Here is a 16,633-nt window from a genome sequence, read left to right as displayed (position 1 = left end):
AGCCCGGCGTTTTTACAACCTATGGCCTGCTAACCTCGGCAGGAATTCCAGTATAGGGACTTGCGTACGAATTAACAGCCGGGCTTAAGATTTTCCTTACAGCTGGCTTTTAACCCAACGGTCGACCTTTTGCTCCATCACAGCCATTGGCAACGATCCCGACGTCAGGATCTGGTCGTGGAAAGCAGGCAGACTGAACTTATCTCCCAAGCGCTTTTCAGCATCAGCCCTCAGTTCCAGGATCTTAAGCTGACCGACCTTATAGGACAGCGCCTGACCGGGGATGGCCATATAACGTTCTACTTCGGCGATGATGTCAGATTCGGCCATCGGCGAATTGTCTTTCATATACTGAATGGCCTGCTCGCGGCTCCAGCCCTTGGCATGTAAACCTGTATCCACCACCAGGCGCATCGCACGCAGCATCTCATCCGAGAGCTTACCAAAGTATTGATAAGGGTCGCTGAAAAGCCCCATCTCGATGCCCAAATACTCGGCATACAGCGCCCAACCTTCTTCAAATGCGGTATAGCCACTGAAGCGCTGGAACTCGGGTACGCCAGTCAGCTCTTGCTTAATGGCAATCTGGAAATGGTGGCCCGGCGCCGCCTCGTGAAGTGACAGTGTGGTCATTCCCCACTTTGGCTGAGCCTTAAGGTTATAGGTGTTGATGTAGAATACCCCAGGACGACTGCCATCCACCGCTGGAGATTCATAAGAGGCTCCCGCGGCCGACTGCTCACGGAAAGACTCAACGGGTTTGACGACGTAATCTGCCTTGGGCATCACGTTAAAATACTGAGGCAGCACCTGATTGATTGTGTCTTTAAGCGCCATATAGCCGTCAATCAGTTCCTGCCGCTCAGTGAAGAAGTACTGAGGCTCGCTGGAAAGCGAAGCAAAAAAGGCTTTAAGGCCGCCTTCGAAGCCGACCTGCTGCCGAACCTTGTCCATTTCGGACAAAATACGGGCGACTTCGTTAAGACCAGTCTCATGAATTTCATCAACCGACTTGCCGGTAGTGGTATGCAGATTGGCCAGATGCTGATACCAGGCCTTACCGTTAGGCAGCCCTGACCAACCGTCTGTCGCGCGGGCCGCAGGCAGATAAGTGTCTTTCAGGAAGTCTTCCATTTTCGCCAATGCAGGCAGCAGACGCTGGGCAATCATTGCCTGATAACGCGCTTCGATTTCCGCTCTATCCTGCTCGCTGAACGTCTCCGGCAGGGACTTTACCGGGGCATAAAAAATACTGTCTTTGACATCTGTGACCTGCTGGGCTGTGAACTGCGGGATCATGCGTTCTACCAATATTCTTGGCAGAACTACCTTGCTGGCCATACCTTCATTCATGCGCGCCTGGGCCCTTTCAAGCCAGGCAATAAAGCCATCTACCCTTGACTCCCAGTTCAGGTAATCCTGTTTGGTCACAAATGGCTGCGCAGCCTCACCGCTGCCGAGCTGGATCATGGTGATAACTGTACTGTAAAACTGATTCATGGGCAGGAAACGAGCCGGAAAAGTCTCATCGACCAAGGCCATGTTGCGATCGTAAACAAATAAGTCATAGGAGAGCTGCAAATCCGCGGGTAACGCTGACTTATCTATCTTCCTCGCCTGTGCCAGATAGCGGGTATTATAGTCGTGGCGGGCTTTGAGGTATTCGTCGGACAGATCGCCACCAAACTCGGCGTTATAATCATTTACTCCAAAAAAAGTGGCATAAATCGGTTCGAGTTTAAGGAAATCCTTAAAGTAGCTGTCTACCATGGCTAAATAGCGACTCTGCGCTGTTTCCTCCGAGGCGACTGCAGCGCGGCCCTGTGCATCAACGTTTGTGCCTGAGACTGCGGCCGTATTTTCCTGTGAACATCCCGACAGCGCGAATACCGAAGCCACTACCATTGCCAACAACGTTTTTTGCATAGTCTTTCATCTCCCTATGACGATGTAACCTGCGATGTTTTCTATACTGATAATTAAGTTAACGCAGGAGTTCGCCTTATGATTTATTCATTTAGAAATTCCGGATTCAGGGATCCAGAAACGGGCGTTTACAATCAAACCTACTTTATGGAAGTCTTTAACCGGGAATGGCACAGACATATCCGCGACAATCAAAGTCTGGCCCTATTGTATCTATACCCCAACATTCGTGAAACAAGAAAACACCCAGGTCTGATGGAGCTGTTCAGCAAAGAATTGGAGAAGGCTTTACTGCGCTCAAGCGACTTAATTGCCCGTATGAGTAATGAATGTTTTGCCTTGGGGCTTTTCAATATCGATATAGAGGGCACGGCTGTAGTGGCAAACCGCATTGAAGAAAACATCCAGGGCTTTATTAAAGGGTTCGATAAAGACCCGAGTATCCAGATGAACTACAAGCTTGCCGCCTGCATCTGTTCGCCTAACAGGGATAAACGCATAGAAAAGCTATTTATCAATACCGAAGCCATGGCCCAAACCTTGACGCAGGAAAGAGACAAACACAGTGTCGTGGGAAACCTGCAATAAAAAAAGCCACCCTAAGGTGGCTTTTTCGATTGCTTATAAGTGTTAGAGCGTCACGTTGTTGATGCGTGCTTTCTCTTGAATATAAGAGATGTAGCTCTTGGCACTGCGCTCAGTTTTCTTGTCCTGAGCGGCCAGCTTAGCCCGTGAGTAAGCAGACTTATACTGTTTCAGTTGCAGATGAATCAACGCCAGCTCAAAGTGCGCTTCGCCTGGGTTGGGAATGCCGGCATCCAGAGATTTCTCCAGAGCTGGAACGGCTGCAGAATATTTCTCAGCCAGTGCCAACATGCGTCCCTGCTTGAGGAACAGCTTACCGTCTTTCTTTTCTTCTGCCGCTTTACCGTAGTATTCAGCTGCTTTTTCGATCTCTTTGGAGTTCTGGAAAAAGCCTGCGAGCTGCTCGTAGTGCTTGGCGTTGGACTCAATCACACCTGCCTTCATGAATTTCTCCATGATGGTGGCGGCACGATAAGGAGAGCCCTGGCTCGCCAACAGCTGAGAGTAGCGGACCAAACTGCCTGCATCTTCCTTCAGGAAGCCATTGCGGTAACTCAGGTCATAAGTCTGCAATGAGCGGGGGAAGTCTTCGGTCAGCAGGTAGAACTGTGCCAGCTGGATCCACAAACGCTTGTCGTCCTGGAACAGGGGAACCATGGTTTCCAGTACCTTGACAGCGTTCTTGTACTGCTTCTTCTCGAAGTAAGCAGTCAGCTTCATCTGGTACAGGTTTTTGTCCGGCTCCTTGGCGTGCGACAGACCTTGGTCTGCCACTTCCAATACCTTATCCCACTGCTTGAGTTCGCTGTAGGCAATACCGATACGACGATAAACCACAGGATCATCAGTCTTACAGGCAAAGTCCATCCACTTATAGTAAACGGCGATTGCCTCTTTCCACTTCTTCTCCTGGATGAGCAGATCGGCGTACAACTTCATGGAAGCCGCATGGTCAGTACCGCCCAGTACATCAGCCTCAACGGCCTGTTTCATGTACTTGATGGCTGTATCCATTTTGCCTTTCTCGGCATAGAAGTTACCCAGCATGCGGGCAACATACGCCTTGTCGAAGTCGCCTTTGGCATTGGCTTCAAGCAAAATGGCGATCGCCTCGTCGACTTGGCCATTGGTGTAAGCTTCAAAGGACTTTTGGACCTTCTTACCTACCGTCTCGCCAACCGCACGTGACTGACGCTTTTCCATCGGACATTTTTCGGCGGCCTGTGCCACTGGCATGACCAGGGCACCGGCAGTCAAGGACAGCAGCAAAGCGCTGGCAAGTTTAACTTGACGCATCCTTATTTGCCTCCTTTATCCAGTTTAAAGTCCAGTTGTACAGTCATGCCGGGCTGCTTCTGGGCTTGGCCATCAACAACTTTAGGCTTGTACTTCCACTTTTTCAGTGCACGAATCGCTTCTTTATCGAATACGCGCTTGGGCTCTGCAGCGATAACTTCTACGTCATCCACACCACCAATCTCGTTGATGGTGAAGCGCAGTTGTACCCAACCTTCCTTACCGTCGCGAGCCGCAGCAATCGGGTATTGGGGTTCAATCCGCACGATAGGTGTTGCATCACCGTCACGTGTCATCATGTTACCCAATTTAAGCCCTGTGCTGGCACCGCCTGACTCAAGCCCACCCATGTTAAAGGTCAGGCCAGTATCGATATTACTCGATGTGTCTGGTGGCGTTGTATCCGGCTTGGGCGGTTGCTCTGGTGGTGGGGGCGGCTTTGGGACCACCCTTGGTTTGTTCTGCGCTTTCGCATCCTGCCTGTCCATGGTGATTTCAATCACCGGGGTTTCGGAGGAGGTATCGGCGCGTTGAGCACCGCCCCCCACCAAGGCAGCCATGAACCAGAACAAACCAAATGTCACCAAAGCACCAATAATGATAGATACTAGTGCTCTCAACATAATTAGTCGTTCCCCGCAGATACTGCGATCTTGTCTATACCGGCAGCCTTCACCTGGTCCAGAACTTTAACAACGATGCCGTGTTGGGCTTCTTTGTCTGCCTGGATCAGAACAGAGGCTTCTGGTGCTTCTGCCAACATACGCTCAACGTTTGCAGTCACACGCTCGATGTCAACCTGACGGTTTTCCATCATGATGACGCCAGTCTTGCTCACACCGATAAAGATGTTTGCTGAAGGCTTTTTAGTCGCTTGTGCTGCCGGAGGCTTGTTGTAGTCCAAACCAGATGGCTTCACGAACGAAGTAGTTACGATGAAGAAGATCAGCATGATGAACACGATGTCGAGCATCGGGGTCATGTCGATTTGAGCTTCCTCGTCTACGCTGGAATGCTTTTTACGAGCCATGTTAAATCTCTCTTTAGTGGTGAGGCAGACTGTCTTTCAGTCGCTCAAGGCTAATTCTCATCTTGGCATCCAGACGGGTACTGAAGAATACCCCGGACAGTGCCGCAACCATCCCTGCCATCGTTGGCATGGTGGCCTGAGAAATACCAGCCGCCATCATACGAGCGTTACTGGTGCCCTGTACTGCCATCACATCGAACACTGTGATCATACCTGTTACGGTACCGAGCAAACCGATCATGGGACAAAGTGCCACAAGGGTCTTGATCATCAGCATACGTGCGTTCATATCTTGCTTCGCTTGGGATACCCAAGCTTCACGGATACGGTGTGCATACCAGGAAGTGGTTTCTTCCCTGGCTTCCCATGAGGCGATGATCGCCAGATGCTGCTTTGGTGCTATCCAGTTAAGGTACCAAAAGCGCTCCAACATCAACACCCACATGAGAAACAACACTACCGCTACAAGCCAGAGGACGTCGCCTCCGGTGGCCATGAAGCCCCTGACGGAATCCCATACATCCATCAGGAATAGCATCATTAGTTAGCCCTCTTCTCAGCGTGTTCAGCAATGATACCTGCACTCTGTTCTTCCAGAGTTTGAACGATGGTCTTACTGCGAGCCACAACGATAGCGTGAACCAGCATCAGAGGCAGAGCAGCAACCAGACCTTGAACAGTAGTTACCAGTGCCATAGAAATACCGCCGGCCATCAGTTTTGGATCGCCAGTACCGAACAGCTGGATGCTCTGGAAGGTTGCAATCATACCGGTTACGGTACCCAGCAGACCCATCATAGGAGCGATAGCGGCCAGTACTTTGATGATAGAGATACGAGTCTCGATAGCTGGAGTTTCTTTCAGGATGGCTTCATCCAGTTTCAGTTCCAGAGTTTCAACGTCGGCATCTTTGTTGTCCTGATACACTTTCAGGATACGGCCCAGTGCGTTGTTGCCTGGGTTAGCTACGTTCTTGGCCTGAGATTTAACTTTAGAACCAATCACGAACAGAGTCAGCAGACGCTCAAGACCAATCAGCAGACCCAAGGCCAGCAGACCGATGATGATGTAACCAATCACGCCACCGGCTTCGATACGATCTTGGAAAGATGCTTTCTGGGTGAAGATGTTCAGCAGAGTACCGCGAGCTGGGTCGATGTACAGTTTGGCGGCACCGCTGGTAGTGGCTTCCCACTTAGCGATTGGCGCAACCTGGTAACCTTCTGGCTGAGCAGACAGCTGTTGGATCAGACCCAGTTCTGGGTTGTATACCACATACTTGCCATCGGCAGTCAGGTTGAAAGAACCGATACGGTGAACAGTGGTGTTAACTACGTTACCGTCGATGTCGGTTACAGCAGCTTCAAACTTAACCACTTTGCCAGACTCAGCCATTTCGAACAGCTGTTCTTGCCAGAACTTTTCCAGTTCTTCGATTTTTGGCAGCTGCTTGCGAGAACCCAGATCAGCGATGAACACGTCACGCTTAGGGTACTGAGCAGATACGTTAGAGCCTACCAGCTTACCAGCGAAATCACCGGCTTCACCTTTAACCACACCAAACATTTCACCCAGGTCACCCTGAGCGGTTTTCAGGTCTTCTTCGAGCTGAGCGATTTTACGCTCGTTGTCGATGAAGGCCTGGTTCAGGTCTTGGCCACGCTGCTTTTCGGCAGCCAGAGCAGATTTTTCACGTTGCAGCAGAGAAGCTTTGTCACCACGCTCAGCTTTGAACTCAGCTTCGCGCTTGGCATTTACTTTACCTTCAGCGGTACGCTCAGTTTTAACTTGCTGAAGCAGTTGATCAATAGTCTTTGGCGCGTCAGCAGCACTAACCATACCGGCAGTGAGTGACAGACTGGCCGCAACAACGGCGGTAGAAATTAACTTCTTCATTATTTTGCAGTCTCCGCAGCTGGGATTGGTAACGCAAAGAGGTCAAGAGCGCCTTGTTTACGGGCGATACGGATGCCTTTGGTCAGCTCACGCAGGTGGCTGTCTTCCAGCTTGTCCCAACCTTTGGTTTCTGAGTTGTACATCCAACCGGTTTTCTGGTCCAAGCTCTGAGCGTACAGAGCAACACGACCGAGGTTGAAGAAGTCAACCAGAACTTCCTTACCATCCAGGTTCAGCTTACCAGTAGTAACTGCAACGAAAGTACCGTACTCGCGCTCGATGCTGTAAGCATCCAGGATCAGACGGTATTTTTCGGCCAAGGTAACTTCAGCAGTGCTGAGCAGGTTTTTCAGATTTTCAACACGCTCTTTACGAACTTCAGTGTTGAATGGCAGGTCCAGAGCAACAAACTGCTCCAGTGACTCAACCATCTTGAACATCAAAGGCACTACGCCCTGACGCAGTTTATCAACACCGTTGATGTCATCTTGAATAGACTTCATGGTCTTTTCCTGGTCTGCAACCAGAGACGCCAGATAGTCATTGTAGGCTTTCAGAGCCTCACGCTCATCAGCGACAGAGCCGTATTCAAACAGCATGTCCTGAGCTTGATCAAAGTAGCTGTCTACTTTCTTCTGAGATGCAGCAGCATCGGCGTGGATCTGGGCGTCGGCGTTTTGAACCTCTTTCAGAGGGTCTGCAACCACCAGGTTGCTGCCGGCCAGAGCCAACGCGCCAACGAGTGCAGTAGCGATTTTGGTTCTATTGCTTACCTTGGACATAGTTCCCAACCAATTTGAAGTGAATAAAGGTTTAACTTACAGGTAACTTAGGCAGTTTGAGGTGTCAAACGCCTGTTTGTCACACATAAGTTGGTCTTTCTCTTGTGATTGTTAGAGTTTTCTTCCCTTTCCTATGCCCCGCAGGGCATAGACCCGCTCGCATCATTTCACAAAATGTTGACCTGTGTCAACATGGGAGAATGGGCTGTGGGCAGGGTTTGTAGGCAACTGTAATGCTAAACCCGATGACTAGCCAACATCTGATTCAGTCTCTTAAAAAGCGCAGATCAAAGGCGATAGTCATCCGCTGTTTGTCACTCAGGAATGGTGTAGTTCCGTGCCACATATAAGAGGGAAATACGACCAAAAGCCCGGTGTCAGGCTTAACACAGTAGTCGGGACAATCCTGCACCCAACCTCCCAGTTCCGCCTCCCCAAATTTTATCCATCCTTCGCCCGGATGGCTGTTCACCCCGGACACATCCAAATATAGGCAAGCACTGAGATCACCGGCATTATGAAAATGATTGGCGTGAAAGTGCGTGTCTTTGAGCAGGACTGACCAGGAGTCAGTGATAGTGAATTCACCCACATTCAACGAGTTCAACGGAGCAGATGAACTGAAGTCTACACGCGAGAACAGCTCCGCCAACTGCTTCATCAATCTTTCCTTGAGCTCTGCAATATCCGGGTCACCGCTTTCGAACAAATGACCAGTGGTCTGACTTCCTCCACGCAGAGATTGTTCGAAGGGCTCTCGATTGCCACTATGCATTCCTGTGAGCTTTTGCTTGAGCCGTTCATGCAGGTTGTTTGATGTCAGATCAATCTGAATACAGTTGATATGCTTATCGAAATCGTAAAGTCGTCTATATTCCTGTTCCCTACCACTCAATTTCAAAACGCTGGCATAGAGCGCATACGTCCCCTGTTTAACATCCGGTAGCTTTAACCGGAGCTGCATCAGTTCAAAAGCCTCCTCAGCCCGTTTCATTGAGAGCAGTGTCTTAACCTTCTGTTCAATGAATTGTCCGTCTTCCGGGGATTGTGCGATAAGCGCATTAATTTCAGTCAGGGCCTCATCAAAATGCCCCAGCTCGCAGACAATAAACGCTTTAAGAAATTTAAGGACGGGGTTATTGGGTTGCCCTTCATTTAGACCGTTCAGTTGTTGATAGGCAAACTCAAAGCGGCCACATTTAATGAGCTTTCTTAGGTAGTCTTCAAGAACATCTTCTGAAGGAGTACTTTTAAGTACTGATTCATAATGGATAAAGGCAGAATCCTTCCCGCTTTCCCATTCAAGTCTAAAGAGTAAATCAAGGGCTCTTCGCTTAATGGATGGGACGCTCAGCATGCCGGTGATAAACTCTTTAGCGCCGTCAATGCTTTCGTGTTGCAGCACAAGTTTAGCCAGCAGTCCCATCAAACCTTCATTAAATCCCTCAACAGGAATTCTGAATCGCAGCAGATCGAATGCCTCTTGACTGTGATCCAAGGAATGCAGCAAAAAAGCGATTTTATGGAGTTGGCTAAGATTAAGGTCGGCATTATGAACCAGGAGCTTCAACTCGGAAATGGCTTGTTCAACCTCCCCCAATCTTCGATAGCACTCTATCAGCGAAATGAGCGAGCCCACATCATTCGGGCGAAGTTTAAGGGATCGCTGCAAAGCAACTTTTGCTTGCGACCAGTTTTCCAATACGAAGTAAAGTCTACCGAGATTCACCCAGGCATCAAATGAAGGTTTCAGCTCAATCGCATCGCGCAGTTGTGTTTCAGCCTCTATCCAAGCCTGTTTGGCAATGTTTATATTCGCCAACATTATCAGATACTCGGGAGTTCTTCTTACCGATAATAACCAGCGAAGTATTTTTTCGGCCCCGTCCGGGTCGTTCAGCTTTCGGCGACACTGCGCCAATAGGAAGTGCGCATCCAAATGGTGCGGGATCTGCTGCACGACCGTTGAAAAACACTGGCTAGCCCCAGCGAAATTTCCAGCCTGAAAGAGTTGCACTCCAGAGATAAACACCTGTTGCGTATTCATCACCATTACACCTGTAAATAAAAAGCCAGCCCGGAGGCTGGCTTGTTGCTACGATAAATGTCAGTTCAATTAGAACTTAACATTTACGCGAGCGTACCAGTACTGACCGGCAGTGTCGTAAGACACTGGGATGGTGTTCATATCCTGGTTGTTGGAGATGTATGGAGCTTCTTCATCGAACAGGTTACGCACACCCACAGTCAGAGACAGGTTGTCCATAGCGAAGTAAGTACCCTGTACATCGTGATACCAGATGGAATCAGCAATGTTGTCCAGGTTGTCTTCGCTGGCGAAGTAGTCTTCACCTTCAGACTGGTAGCGGGTCTGCCAGCTTACAGACCAGTTATCCATGGTGTAGTTCAAAGACAGGTTGGCACGCAGTCTTGGGAACACAGCCAGGGTGGTTTCCCACTGGTCAGCAGCCACTTTACCGGCGGCAGAAACGATGTCAGCACCCTCGTATGGCAGGTAGTCATACTGCTCCAGGTAAGTACCGTTCAGCAGTGCAGAGAACTGGCCTTCACCGATGTCAGTCTTGTAAGACAGGTCAAAGTCATAACCTGAAGTCTCGAAGGTAGACAGGTTGGCGTTGGTCAGCAGGATACCTGCAACTGGACCGAGCGCAGTACGGTATGGAGAAGTTGGGTGTGGAGCATCACCAGTCAAGCTTGGGCCTTTGATCAGGTCACACAGTGGGCTTGAGAAGTTGGCTGAGTTCCAGCAAGCGCTAACCACGTTGTCAGTACCGGCAGTACCGATACCGTTGGTGATTTCGATGTTGAAGTAATCAACACTGGCGCTGAAACCGATGTCGTGGCTGTATACGAAACCGGCAGTAAAGCTTTCAGACTCTTCTGGCTGCAGATCTGGGTTACCACCCACTACAGTAGAAGACTGGTTAGAAGACAGTTCAAAGTTTCCTGGCAGACCTTCGGCAGCACAGTTGGCTTTAACGGTCGCGTTCTGAGTACCGGTAGCGTAGTTCTTACAAGGCTCTGCGTAGGCCAGGTTGGTTTCAGACTGAGGAGCATACAGTTCGCTCACGCTTGGTGCACGGAAACCGTCAGCCAGAGTAGAACGCAGCATCAGACCGTCGAATGGTACCCACTCCAGACCGAACTTGGTGTTGGTAGAACCATCATCCAGGAAGTCGAAGTCAGAGTAACGTACGGCAGCAGTTACGCGTACAGACTCGGCGAATGGCAGGCCTTCGAGGACTGGCATATCGAATTCAGCGTAAGCTTCGTTTACAGAGTAGTCACCGGAAGTTGGCTCACCAGCTACAGAGTAGATCTGGCCGATAGAAGCCGCACCATCTGGTACGCTCTGGTATTCATCCCAACGCTTCTCAAAACCGGCAGCGAACATGACTTCACCACCTGGCAGTTCCAGACCGAACAGGCTACCGGAGATGTTACCCTGCAGCTGACGGGTCTCACCGCGAACCACTGGCGAGTTAGGTACGAAGGCGTAAGCCAGCATTTCTGGCGTCAGAGTACCTTCGGCCAGTGGGTTCCAGATACCTGGGCAATCTGAATCTTTAGCACACAGATCCGGGTCAAGCAGGGTTTCGGCACGAGTCGGGTTTACACGGCCCAAGTCCAGGCGTGAGTCAACATAACGTGCGAAGTTGTATGACAGATCCCAGTAGTAATCGCCCAGAGAACCTTCCAGACCAAATACCATGCGGTAGTCGGAGAAGTCCTGAGTAAAACCACGACCGCCGGTCTCTGCCAGACGACGCACCACAATCAGGTCTTCACCGGTTGGGTTGTATGGGTTTGAGGCTGGCATGGTTGGTCCCCAGAAGGTACCTTCTGGTGCCATCAACTGGTCAGACTGACGGTTGGTGAAACCACCTTCCATGAAACCGGTCAGGGTATCGCTGATTTCGTAGCGGCCAGCACCGTTGATGCTGAACACTTCCTGAGGGGTCACCATGTAGCTGGCAACGGCATAGTTGTAACCATCAACCGCTTGGTCAAACTTACGAATTGCACCAGTTGATGGGTCAATTACGTGACCGCCGGCTGGGCTGTTAGCGCCAGTATAGAAGAATTGACCGTAAGGGATGGTACCTGAACCACCACAAACTTTCTCACCACCACGTTCAAATATTGGGCAAGCAGAGAAATCACGATCGCCCTGCCAAATCGCTTCACGCTTGGTGTATTGCAGAGACATAACCACGTTGCCGCGATCGCTGGAAGTACCAGTGGTCACAGACAGCAGAGTCTTCTCACCGTCGCCTTCACTGGCGATATCGTACTGAGCACCGAACTCAATACCTTCAAAATCTTTCTTGGTGATGAAGTTGATTACACCGGCGATAGCGTCAGAACCGTAAACGGTGGAAGCACCGTCACGCAGAACTTCGATACGCTCAACGTAAGCAGTAGGAATAGAGTTCAAATCGCCAGAAGCGAAACGACGACCGTTGATCAGAACCAGAGTACGGCCTGAACCCAGACCACGCAGAGAAGCAGTCGCAAAGCCGCGGCTACCGTTGTTTACAGAAGAACCTTCGGCGCCACCGTTGATGGCAGGAATGTTTTGTACGAAGTCTTCGAGGGTAGCTACACCTGAGTTCGCGATGTCTTCAGCAGAAAACATGGTGATCGGGCTGGCAGTTTCAAGGTCAGTACGCTTGATACGAGAGCCAGTTACTTCGATACGCTCGACTTTTTCGCCCTCGTCAGCTGCATATACAGTTGGCGCGGTAAACGCTGCAGTCGTCGCACCTGCTACTAAGGCAAAACGCACAGATTTTGCCAGCATGCTGTTCTTAAGCATCGTCTATCTCCCTGGATTTCAGTTTTTATAATTTGCCCTGTGGGCTTGTGTTAGAGGCGTTACACAAGTAAACACCTTGTCACTTTCAACTGTGGATGGAAACACATAAAAAACATTTTTTCAACATCCAAAAACAGGCTAAATACAATTTGTTCGATGCGAGTGCTTAAATAAACAGCATATCTTCCAGTGCAATTTCGTGTTTGCCAACGAAATAAATAGAGCAACACGGCCATCCTTAAGTATGTCCGACTGAGAATAAGTGTCTATAAGTCAATAGCAAACAGGTGGTTATGCGTTTAATCAGGCATAAAAAAACCCGGATTAACCGGGTCTTTTTCAGTAACATTTTTATTACAATGTGTAACGAATGCCTATTGCGATACCGTCATCTTCCGAAAGCGCCATTCTCGCTTCCTGTTCGACATCGGCACTGCTGAAATCACTGAAGTCTTTACGTCCTTCCACATACAGCACTGTGTCTTTATCCCAAACATAATGTAAACCCGCTACCACAAATTGACGTTTGAATACGTCGTTGGGGTCGGCATTAAAGTTTGGTTGGATAACGTAGTCGTTACCGGCGTCCAGCAAGTTATAAGATACAAATGCGCGGAAACCATTCTCAAATTTGTAGGAGAACAGTGACTCGATACCAAAGGCCTCTTTAATCAAGCGACCTATGTTGTCTGTATCGTGGTTTTCGTTGTAGTTGTAATTAAGAGAGGCATAAAAACCATCTGTGTCAAAATCACCCCAGGTCGCGCCCACGCCGTAGATCAGATCAACCGCAGTAATTTGGTCGCCGTTACCATAGGTCACATCAAATTCACCGCGGTTTACGCCCACCGCCAATGCCAATTTGTCAGTTGCCTTCCAGGTAACTGCGCCGCCGTAGGTGTAGTTATATTCAACCTGCTGGGCTTCGCGCTTGCCCTGCTGCCACAAGGCTTGGCAGTCATCTTGAGTGATATCGTCGAAGTCGCAGGTGAAGAAAGTGCTGTTTTTTAACTGAGCCTGGATGGCATAGCTGAAGTCACCCACGCTGTTACGATATTGGATGACTTTATCACCGCGGCCGGTGCCATTTACTGCACCATCATCTTTGTTGTAGGTATAAACGCCCGCGGCGTTTCCATCCCACACAAAGCCGTAGTTGGTGCCGTAGACCACGTCATACCATGCGCCCCACTGTTTACCGATGGTGAGGGTACCCCAGGTGTCATGGCTCAGACCGGCATAACCAAGACGGTTGTAAAAGAACTCGTCCTGTACGGTTTCGAATTTGTTGTTATAAACAATCTCACTGCTGCCGAAGGGATTGATCCCCCACTCGAGCAGGGCAAAGGCTTTCCAGTCGTGGCTGAGGGCACGCTCAAAGCCAAAATTAATACGAGAGGCACCGTTTACCACTTCTGTGGTGTCCTGGGTATGAATTGCGCGGGCGTCGATAAAACCACCGATGGAGACGGCGTTTTTGTCGTCTTTGTAAATTTCGATGGCAGAAACGGTGGGAGCCACCAGCGAGGCCAATATTGCGCCGGCGATGAGAGTCTTGTTCATGGTGCCTAACCTTATTTGTGGAGATCGAGTCGCAGGATATTTTCCGTAATTTTATTTCCATCCTGGAACCGCCGAAGATTAGCAAACCACGAAGCGCTCGACAAAGAAAAAATGCAGCAAACGTGTTAAAAATCACAACAGCCATCAATTGAAATCTCTATCAGATAAGCAATTAACCGACTATTAACCTAAAACACTCAAGATTGCATGGCGACATACTAGATTAACAACAATTGCTCAGCGCCTGATTTTTGGTAATTAATTTTCAAAACGGCGAGTATGGGTTCCAAAATGGGTAACAATTGGCGGTCGTAGTAGTAGTCATAATCAATTGGCTGAGACTGAAAACCCAAGGGCTCAGCCCCCGCTTTGGTAAAGAGGTACCTGATAGCTGCACCACGCTTTCCCCGGTTGGCATCACCCGTTGCACTGACAAGCAAGGCAGCGGCTTTCACGTGGGGAGCGGATTTTGCCGTGTACTGGCTAATATCACGCTTGAGACGTTTATGGAACACCAGCTCATCATCGAGCTCTCCGGAATACAACGACTTCTCTACTTCCTGCACATACTCAGTCAAGTTTTCCTGCTGGAATAACCGCCGGTAAAGTTCGTATTGAACCCGGCGAGCCAGCGGACTCCAGTCACTTCTAACCTGCTCCATTCCCTTGAACACAAGTACCTTTTCATTGCCATTGTCGTACAGCCCAACATAGCGTTTTTTGCTTCCTTCGGTGGAGTGTCTGAGTGTGGGCATAAAAAATTGCTCGAAGTGCCGTTCAAACTCAAGCTCCAAAAAGCACTCAAGTCCTTTATCCTCTCGCAGCTGCTCACGCCACCGCTGATTCACCATGTCCACAAGCGCACGCCCCGTGGCCTTTGCATTCCCGGCCTCGTCACCCAACCAAACGAAGGTAGAGTCGGTGTCGCCATAGATGACCTGAAATCCTTCCGCTTCTATCCAGGCCTTGGTTGTGCGCATGATCTCATGCCCCCGCAGGGTAATGGAGCTTGCCAAACGATAATCGTGAAATACACATCCACGGGAACCCAGCACCCCATAGAGAGAGTTCATGATGATTTTCACCGCCTGAGACATGGGGCCGTTCTGGTTAGCTTTTGCCTCTTCTCTACGACTCGCCAGTGTTGCAACAAGTTTGGGCAAAATGGGCGACTGTCGACTGAATCTCGCGCCGCGAAATCCTTCAACAGACATGGCCTCAGGTTCAGATAGACCGAGCACGAGCCCCTTGGGGTCGATTAAAAAGGTTCGGATGATGGAGGGATACAGGCTCTTGTAATCCAGCACCAATACGTTGCGATATAAGCCCGGAACCGAATCCATCACATAGCCACCCGGGCTATCGGGCCCGGGGACTGTTTGCATTGCCGGTGCCACAAAACCCGCCCGGTGCAAATGGGGCAGATAAAGGTGATTAAAAGCCGCAATACTGGCACCCACCCTACCAAATTCCAATCCAGTGAGGCGCGCCCGCTCAAGGGCAAAATGGATGAGATCGGTCTTTTGAAAAATATCCCACACCAGGCGGCAGTCGGTGAGGTTGTAATAGGCCAAAGCAGCTTTGTCTTCACGAAACAACCGGGTGATTTCTTCGCCACGGTCATCAGGATTATGGATAGCTTTGCCCTCCCCCAGGAGTTCACCCGCCACCCTGTCCAAGGCGAAACTGTCAAACTGGTAAAATGCGGCCTTTAACCAATCAATACCATCGAGAACTACCCGTCCGGACAAGTCCAGGGTCTCCGGTCTGTGCTTGTCTTCTACTTTCCAAGCGAGTGGTTTACCGAACCGCCCGATGCAAAGCCGCATACCATGGTGTTTTGCCCTACGCCACAGGAGCGACAGATCGAAAGTCACCACAGCCCAGCCCAAGAGGATGTCGGGGTCAACCTCCATAAACCAGCGCTGCAGCGATAACAGCAGGGCCACTTCATCACAAGCCCACTCCACGGCGACCTTATGTTCCACCCCATCCCGATGGCAAGTGAGCTCGGTTTCCCCCTCACCGACTATGATGACTTTGGGTTCGCAGTCACCATATAAACCAATGGAATAGAGCTCCCCCGACATACTGCATTCGATATCGAGGGAAACCGCTTTCAGGGGAATGTGTTGACTGGTTGCCCTCACCCGGCTGGCAACAAACCGGCTTGGGCCGCTCGAGTCGAAGTGGCCGAAAAACTCGGCATCAAGGGCCACAAAACGTTCAATCAGGAAGCGCTGCTCTGGTTTGATATCGGCCTCATAAAGCGCAATACCCAACTCCTGCGCTCGATTTACGAGGCGCTTGAGCATAAGCCCTGTACGGCAATAGATTGCATGCACGGGTTGCCTGCTGAAACTTTGCAGCTCGAGTGGGTGCGACCAGACTTCAGTTTCAGCGCCCTCCACGAGCAAGCGCTCTACATCATCGCTATGGCAAAAGGCCATGGGTCTTTGATTATGCACTTCCACCTTCACCGGCCCGTTGACGGTTTTAATCAGATATTCCAGCACAGTGTCACCGCTGCGCTGCACATTGGCGCGCGTGAGCACCCGCCCCCTGAGCAGTATCGGAGCCAGTGATTCATTGAAGCCAGGGTAGCAAGGGGACGACAATTCCATGGGTAAAGGAGTAAAAAACACACATAAGCAATGATTGCAGGGTTCTTAGCCTAAGCAATCACTGTTATTATGTACAGCATAATTGAGCTGC

Annotated in this window: 12 protein-coding genes; 1 reads left to right on the top strand and 11 read right to left on the bottom strand. The window is 50.1% G+C overall.

Features of this window, described 5'->3' with window-relative positions:
- Positions 1-96: 96 nt before the first annotated feature.
- On the bottom strand, positions 97-1,926 hold the full coding sequence (locus SAMA_RS06605; protein WP_011759377.1) for a DUF885 domain-containing protein: 1,830 nt from the start codon (positions 1,924-1,926) through the stop codon (positions 97-99).
- A gap of 78 nt (positions 1,927-2,004) precedes the next feature.
- Between SAMA_RS06605 and SAMA_RS06600 the strand changes: the two genes are divergently transcribed.
- Positions 2,005-2,514 (top strand): GGDEF domain-containing protein, encoded by a 510-nt coding sequence (locus SAMA_RS06600; RefSeq protein WP_011759376.1) that lies wholly within the window; start codon positions 2,005-2,007, stop codon positions 2,512-2,514.
- Between the two features lie 42 nt (positions 2,515-2,556).
- Here SAMA_RS06600 and SAMA_RS06595 read toward each other — a convergent pair whose 3' ends face one another.
- The 10 genes from SAMA_RS06595 to SAMA_RS06550 form a co-directional block, all read right to left on the bottom strand.
- Positions 2,557-3,807: a tetratricopeptide repeat protein gene (locus SAMA_RS06595; protein WP_011759375.1), complete on the bottom strand. Its 1,251-nt coding sequence runs from the start codon at positions 3,805-3,807 to the stop codon at positions 2,557-2,559.
- Between the two features lie 2 nt (positions 3,808-3,809).
- A complete protein-coding gene (locus tag SAMA_RS06590; protein WP_011759374.1) occupies positions 3,810-4,430 on the bottom strand; it encodes an energy transducer TonB in 621 nt (206 codons plus the stop codon).
- A 2-nt stretch (positions 4,431-4,432) separates the two neighbouring features.
- A complete protein-coding gene (locus tag SAMA_RS06585; RefSeq protein WP_011759373.1) occupies positions 4,433-4,837 on the bottom strand; it encodes an ExbD/TolR family protein in 405 nt (134 codons plus the stop codon).
- Positions 4,838-4,850: 13 nt separating this feature from the next.
- Entirely contained in the window at positions 4,851-5,378 is a 528-nt protein-coding gene (locus SAMA_RS06580) for a MotA/TolQ/ExbB proton channel family protein (protein WP_011759372.1), read from the bottom strand.
- Entirely contained in the window at positions 5,378-6,733 is a 1,356-nt protein-coding gene (locus SAMA_RS06575) for a MotA/TolQ/ExbB proton channel family protein (RefSeq protein WP_011759371.1), read from the bottom strand. The genes SAMA_RS06580 and SAMA_RS06575 overlap by 1 nt, the downstream gene beginning before the upstream one ends.
- A complete protein-coding gene (locus tag SAMA_RS06570; RefSeq protein WP_011759370.1) occupies positions 6,733-7,515 on the bottom strand; it encodes a DUF3450 domain-containing protein in 783 nt (260 codons plus the stop codon). Before SAMA_RS06570 ends, SAMA_RS06575 begins: the two co-directional genes overlap by 1 nt.
- A gap of 265 nt (positions 7,516-7,780) precedes the next feature.
- Positions 7,781-9,562, bottom strand: coding sequence for a tetratricopeptide repeat protein (locus SAMA_RS06565; RefSeq protein WP_011759369.1), 1,782 nt, complete (start codon positions 9,560-9,562; stop codon positions 7,781-7,783).
- 69 nt (positions 9,563-9,631) lie between these two features.
- Positions 9,632-12,355, bottom strand: a complete 2,724-nt coding sequence (locus SAMA_RS06560) for a TonB-dependent receptor plug domain-containing protein (RefSeq protein WP_011759368.1) — start codon at positions 12,353-12,355, stop codon at positions 9,632-9,634.
- A 354-nt stretch (positions 12,356-12,709) separates the two neighbouring features.
- Positions 12,710-13,918, bottom strand: a complete 1,209-nt coding sequence (locus SAMA_RS06555; protein WP_011759367.1) for a porin — start codon at positions 13,916-13,918, stop codon at positions 12,710-12,712.
- A 218-nt stretch (positions 13,919-14,136) separates the two neighbouring features.
- Positions 14,137-16,542, bottom strand: a complete 2,406-nt coding sequence (locus SAMA_RS06550; RefSeq protein ID WP_011759366.1) for a DNA polymerase II — start codon at positions 16,540-16,542, stop codon at positions 14,137-14,139.
- Between the last annotated feature and the right edge of the window lie 91 nt (positions 16,543-16,633).

Source organism: Shewanella amazonensis SB2B, from assembly GCF_000015245.1.
In the GTDB taxonomy this organism is placed as follows: domain Bacteria; phylum Pseudomonadota; class Gammaproteobacteria; order Enterobacterales; family Shewanellaceae; genus Shewanella; species Shewanella amazonensis.
Note: the sequence above shows the minus strand (reverse complement) of the source record. Positions and strands in the feature narration are given on the sequence as shown.

Excerpts from the sequence above, each read along its gene's own strand:
- SAMA_RS06605 (WP_011759377.1), bottom strand. The coding sequence starts at position 1,926 with ATGCAAAAAACGTTGTTGGCAATGGTAGTGGCTTCGGTATTCGCGCTG.
- SAMA_RS06600 (WP_011759376.1), top strand. The coding sequence starts at position 2,005 with ATGATTTATTCATTTAGAAATTCCGGATTCAGGGATCCAGAAACGGGC.
- SAMA_RS06565 (WP_011759369.1), bottom strand. The coding sequence starts at position 9,562 with ATGAATACGCAACAGGTGTTTATCTCTGGAGTGCAACTCTTTCAGGCT.
- SAMA_RS06575 (WP_011759371.1), bottom strand. The coding sequence starts at position 6,733 with ATGAAGAAGTTAATTTCTACCGCCGTTGTTGCGGCCAGTCTGTCACTC.
- SAMA_RS06590 (WP_011759374.1), bottom strand. The coding sequence starts at position 4,430 with ATGTTGAGAGCACTAGTATCTATCATTATTGGTGCTTTGGTGACATTT.
- SAMA_RS06555 (WP_011759367.1), bottom strand. The coding sequence starts at position 13,918 with ATGAACAAGACTCTCATCGCCGGCGCAATATTGGCCTCGCTGGTGGCT.
- SAMA_RS06570 (WP_011759370.1), bottom strand. The coding sequence starts at position 7,515 with ATGTCCAAGGTAAGCAATAGAACCAAAATCGCTACTGCACTCGTTGGC.
- SAMA_RS06585 (WP_011759373.1), bottom strand. The coding sequence starts at position 4,837 with ATGGCTCGTAAAAAGCATTCCAGCGTAGACGAGGAAGCTCAAATCGAC.
- SAMA_RS06595 (WP_011759375.1), bottom strand. The coding sequence starts at position 3,807 with ATGCGTCAAGTTAAACTTGCCAGCGCTTTGCTGCTGTCCTTGACTGCC.
- SAMA_RS06580 (WP_011759372.1), bottom strand. The coding sequence starts at position 5,378 with ATGATGCTATTCCTGATGGATGTATGGGATTCCGTCAGGGGCTTCATG.
- SAMA_RS06550 (WP_011759366.1), bottom strand. The coding sequence starts at position 16,542 with ATGGAATTGTCGTCCCCTTGCTACCCTGGCTTCAATGAATCACTGGCT.
- SAMA_RS06560 (WP_011759368.1), bottom strand. The coding sequence starts at position 12,355 with ATGCTTAAGAACAGCATGCTGGCAAAATCTGTGCGTTTTGCCTTAGTA.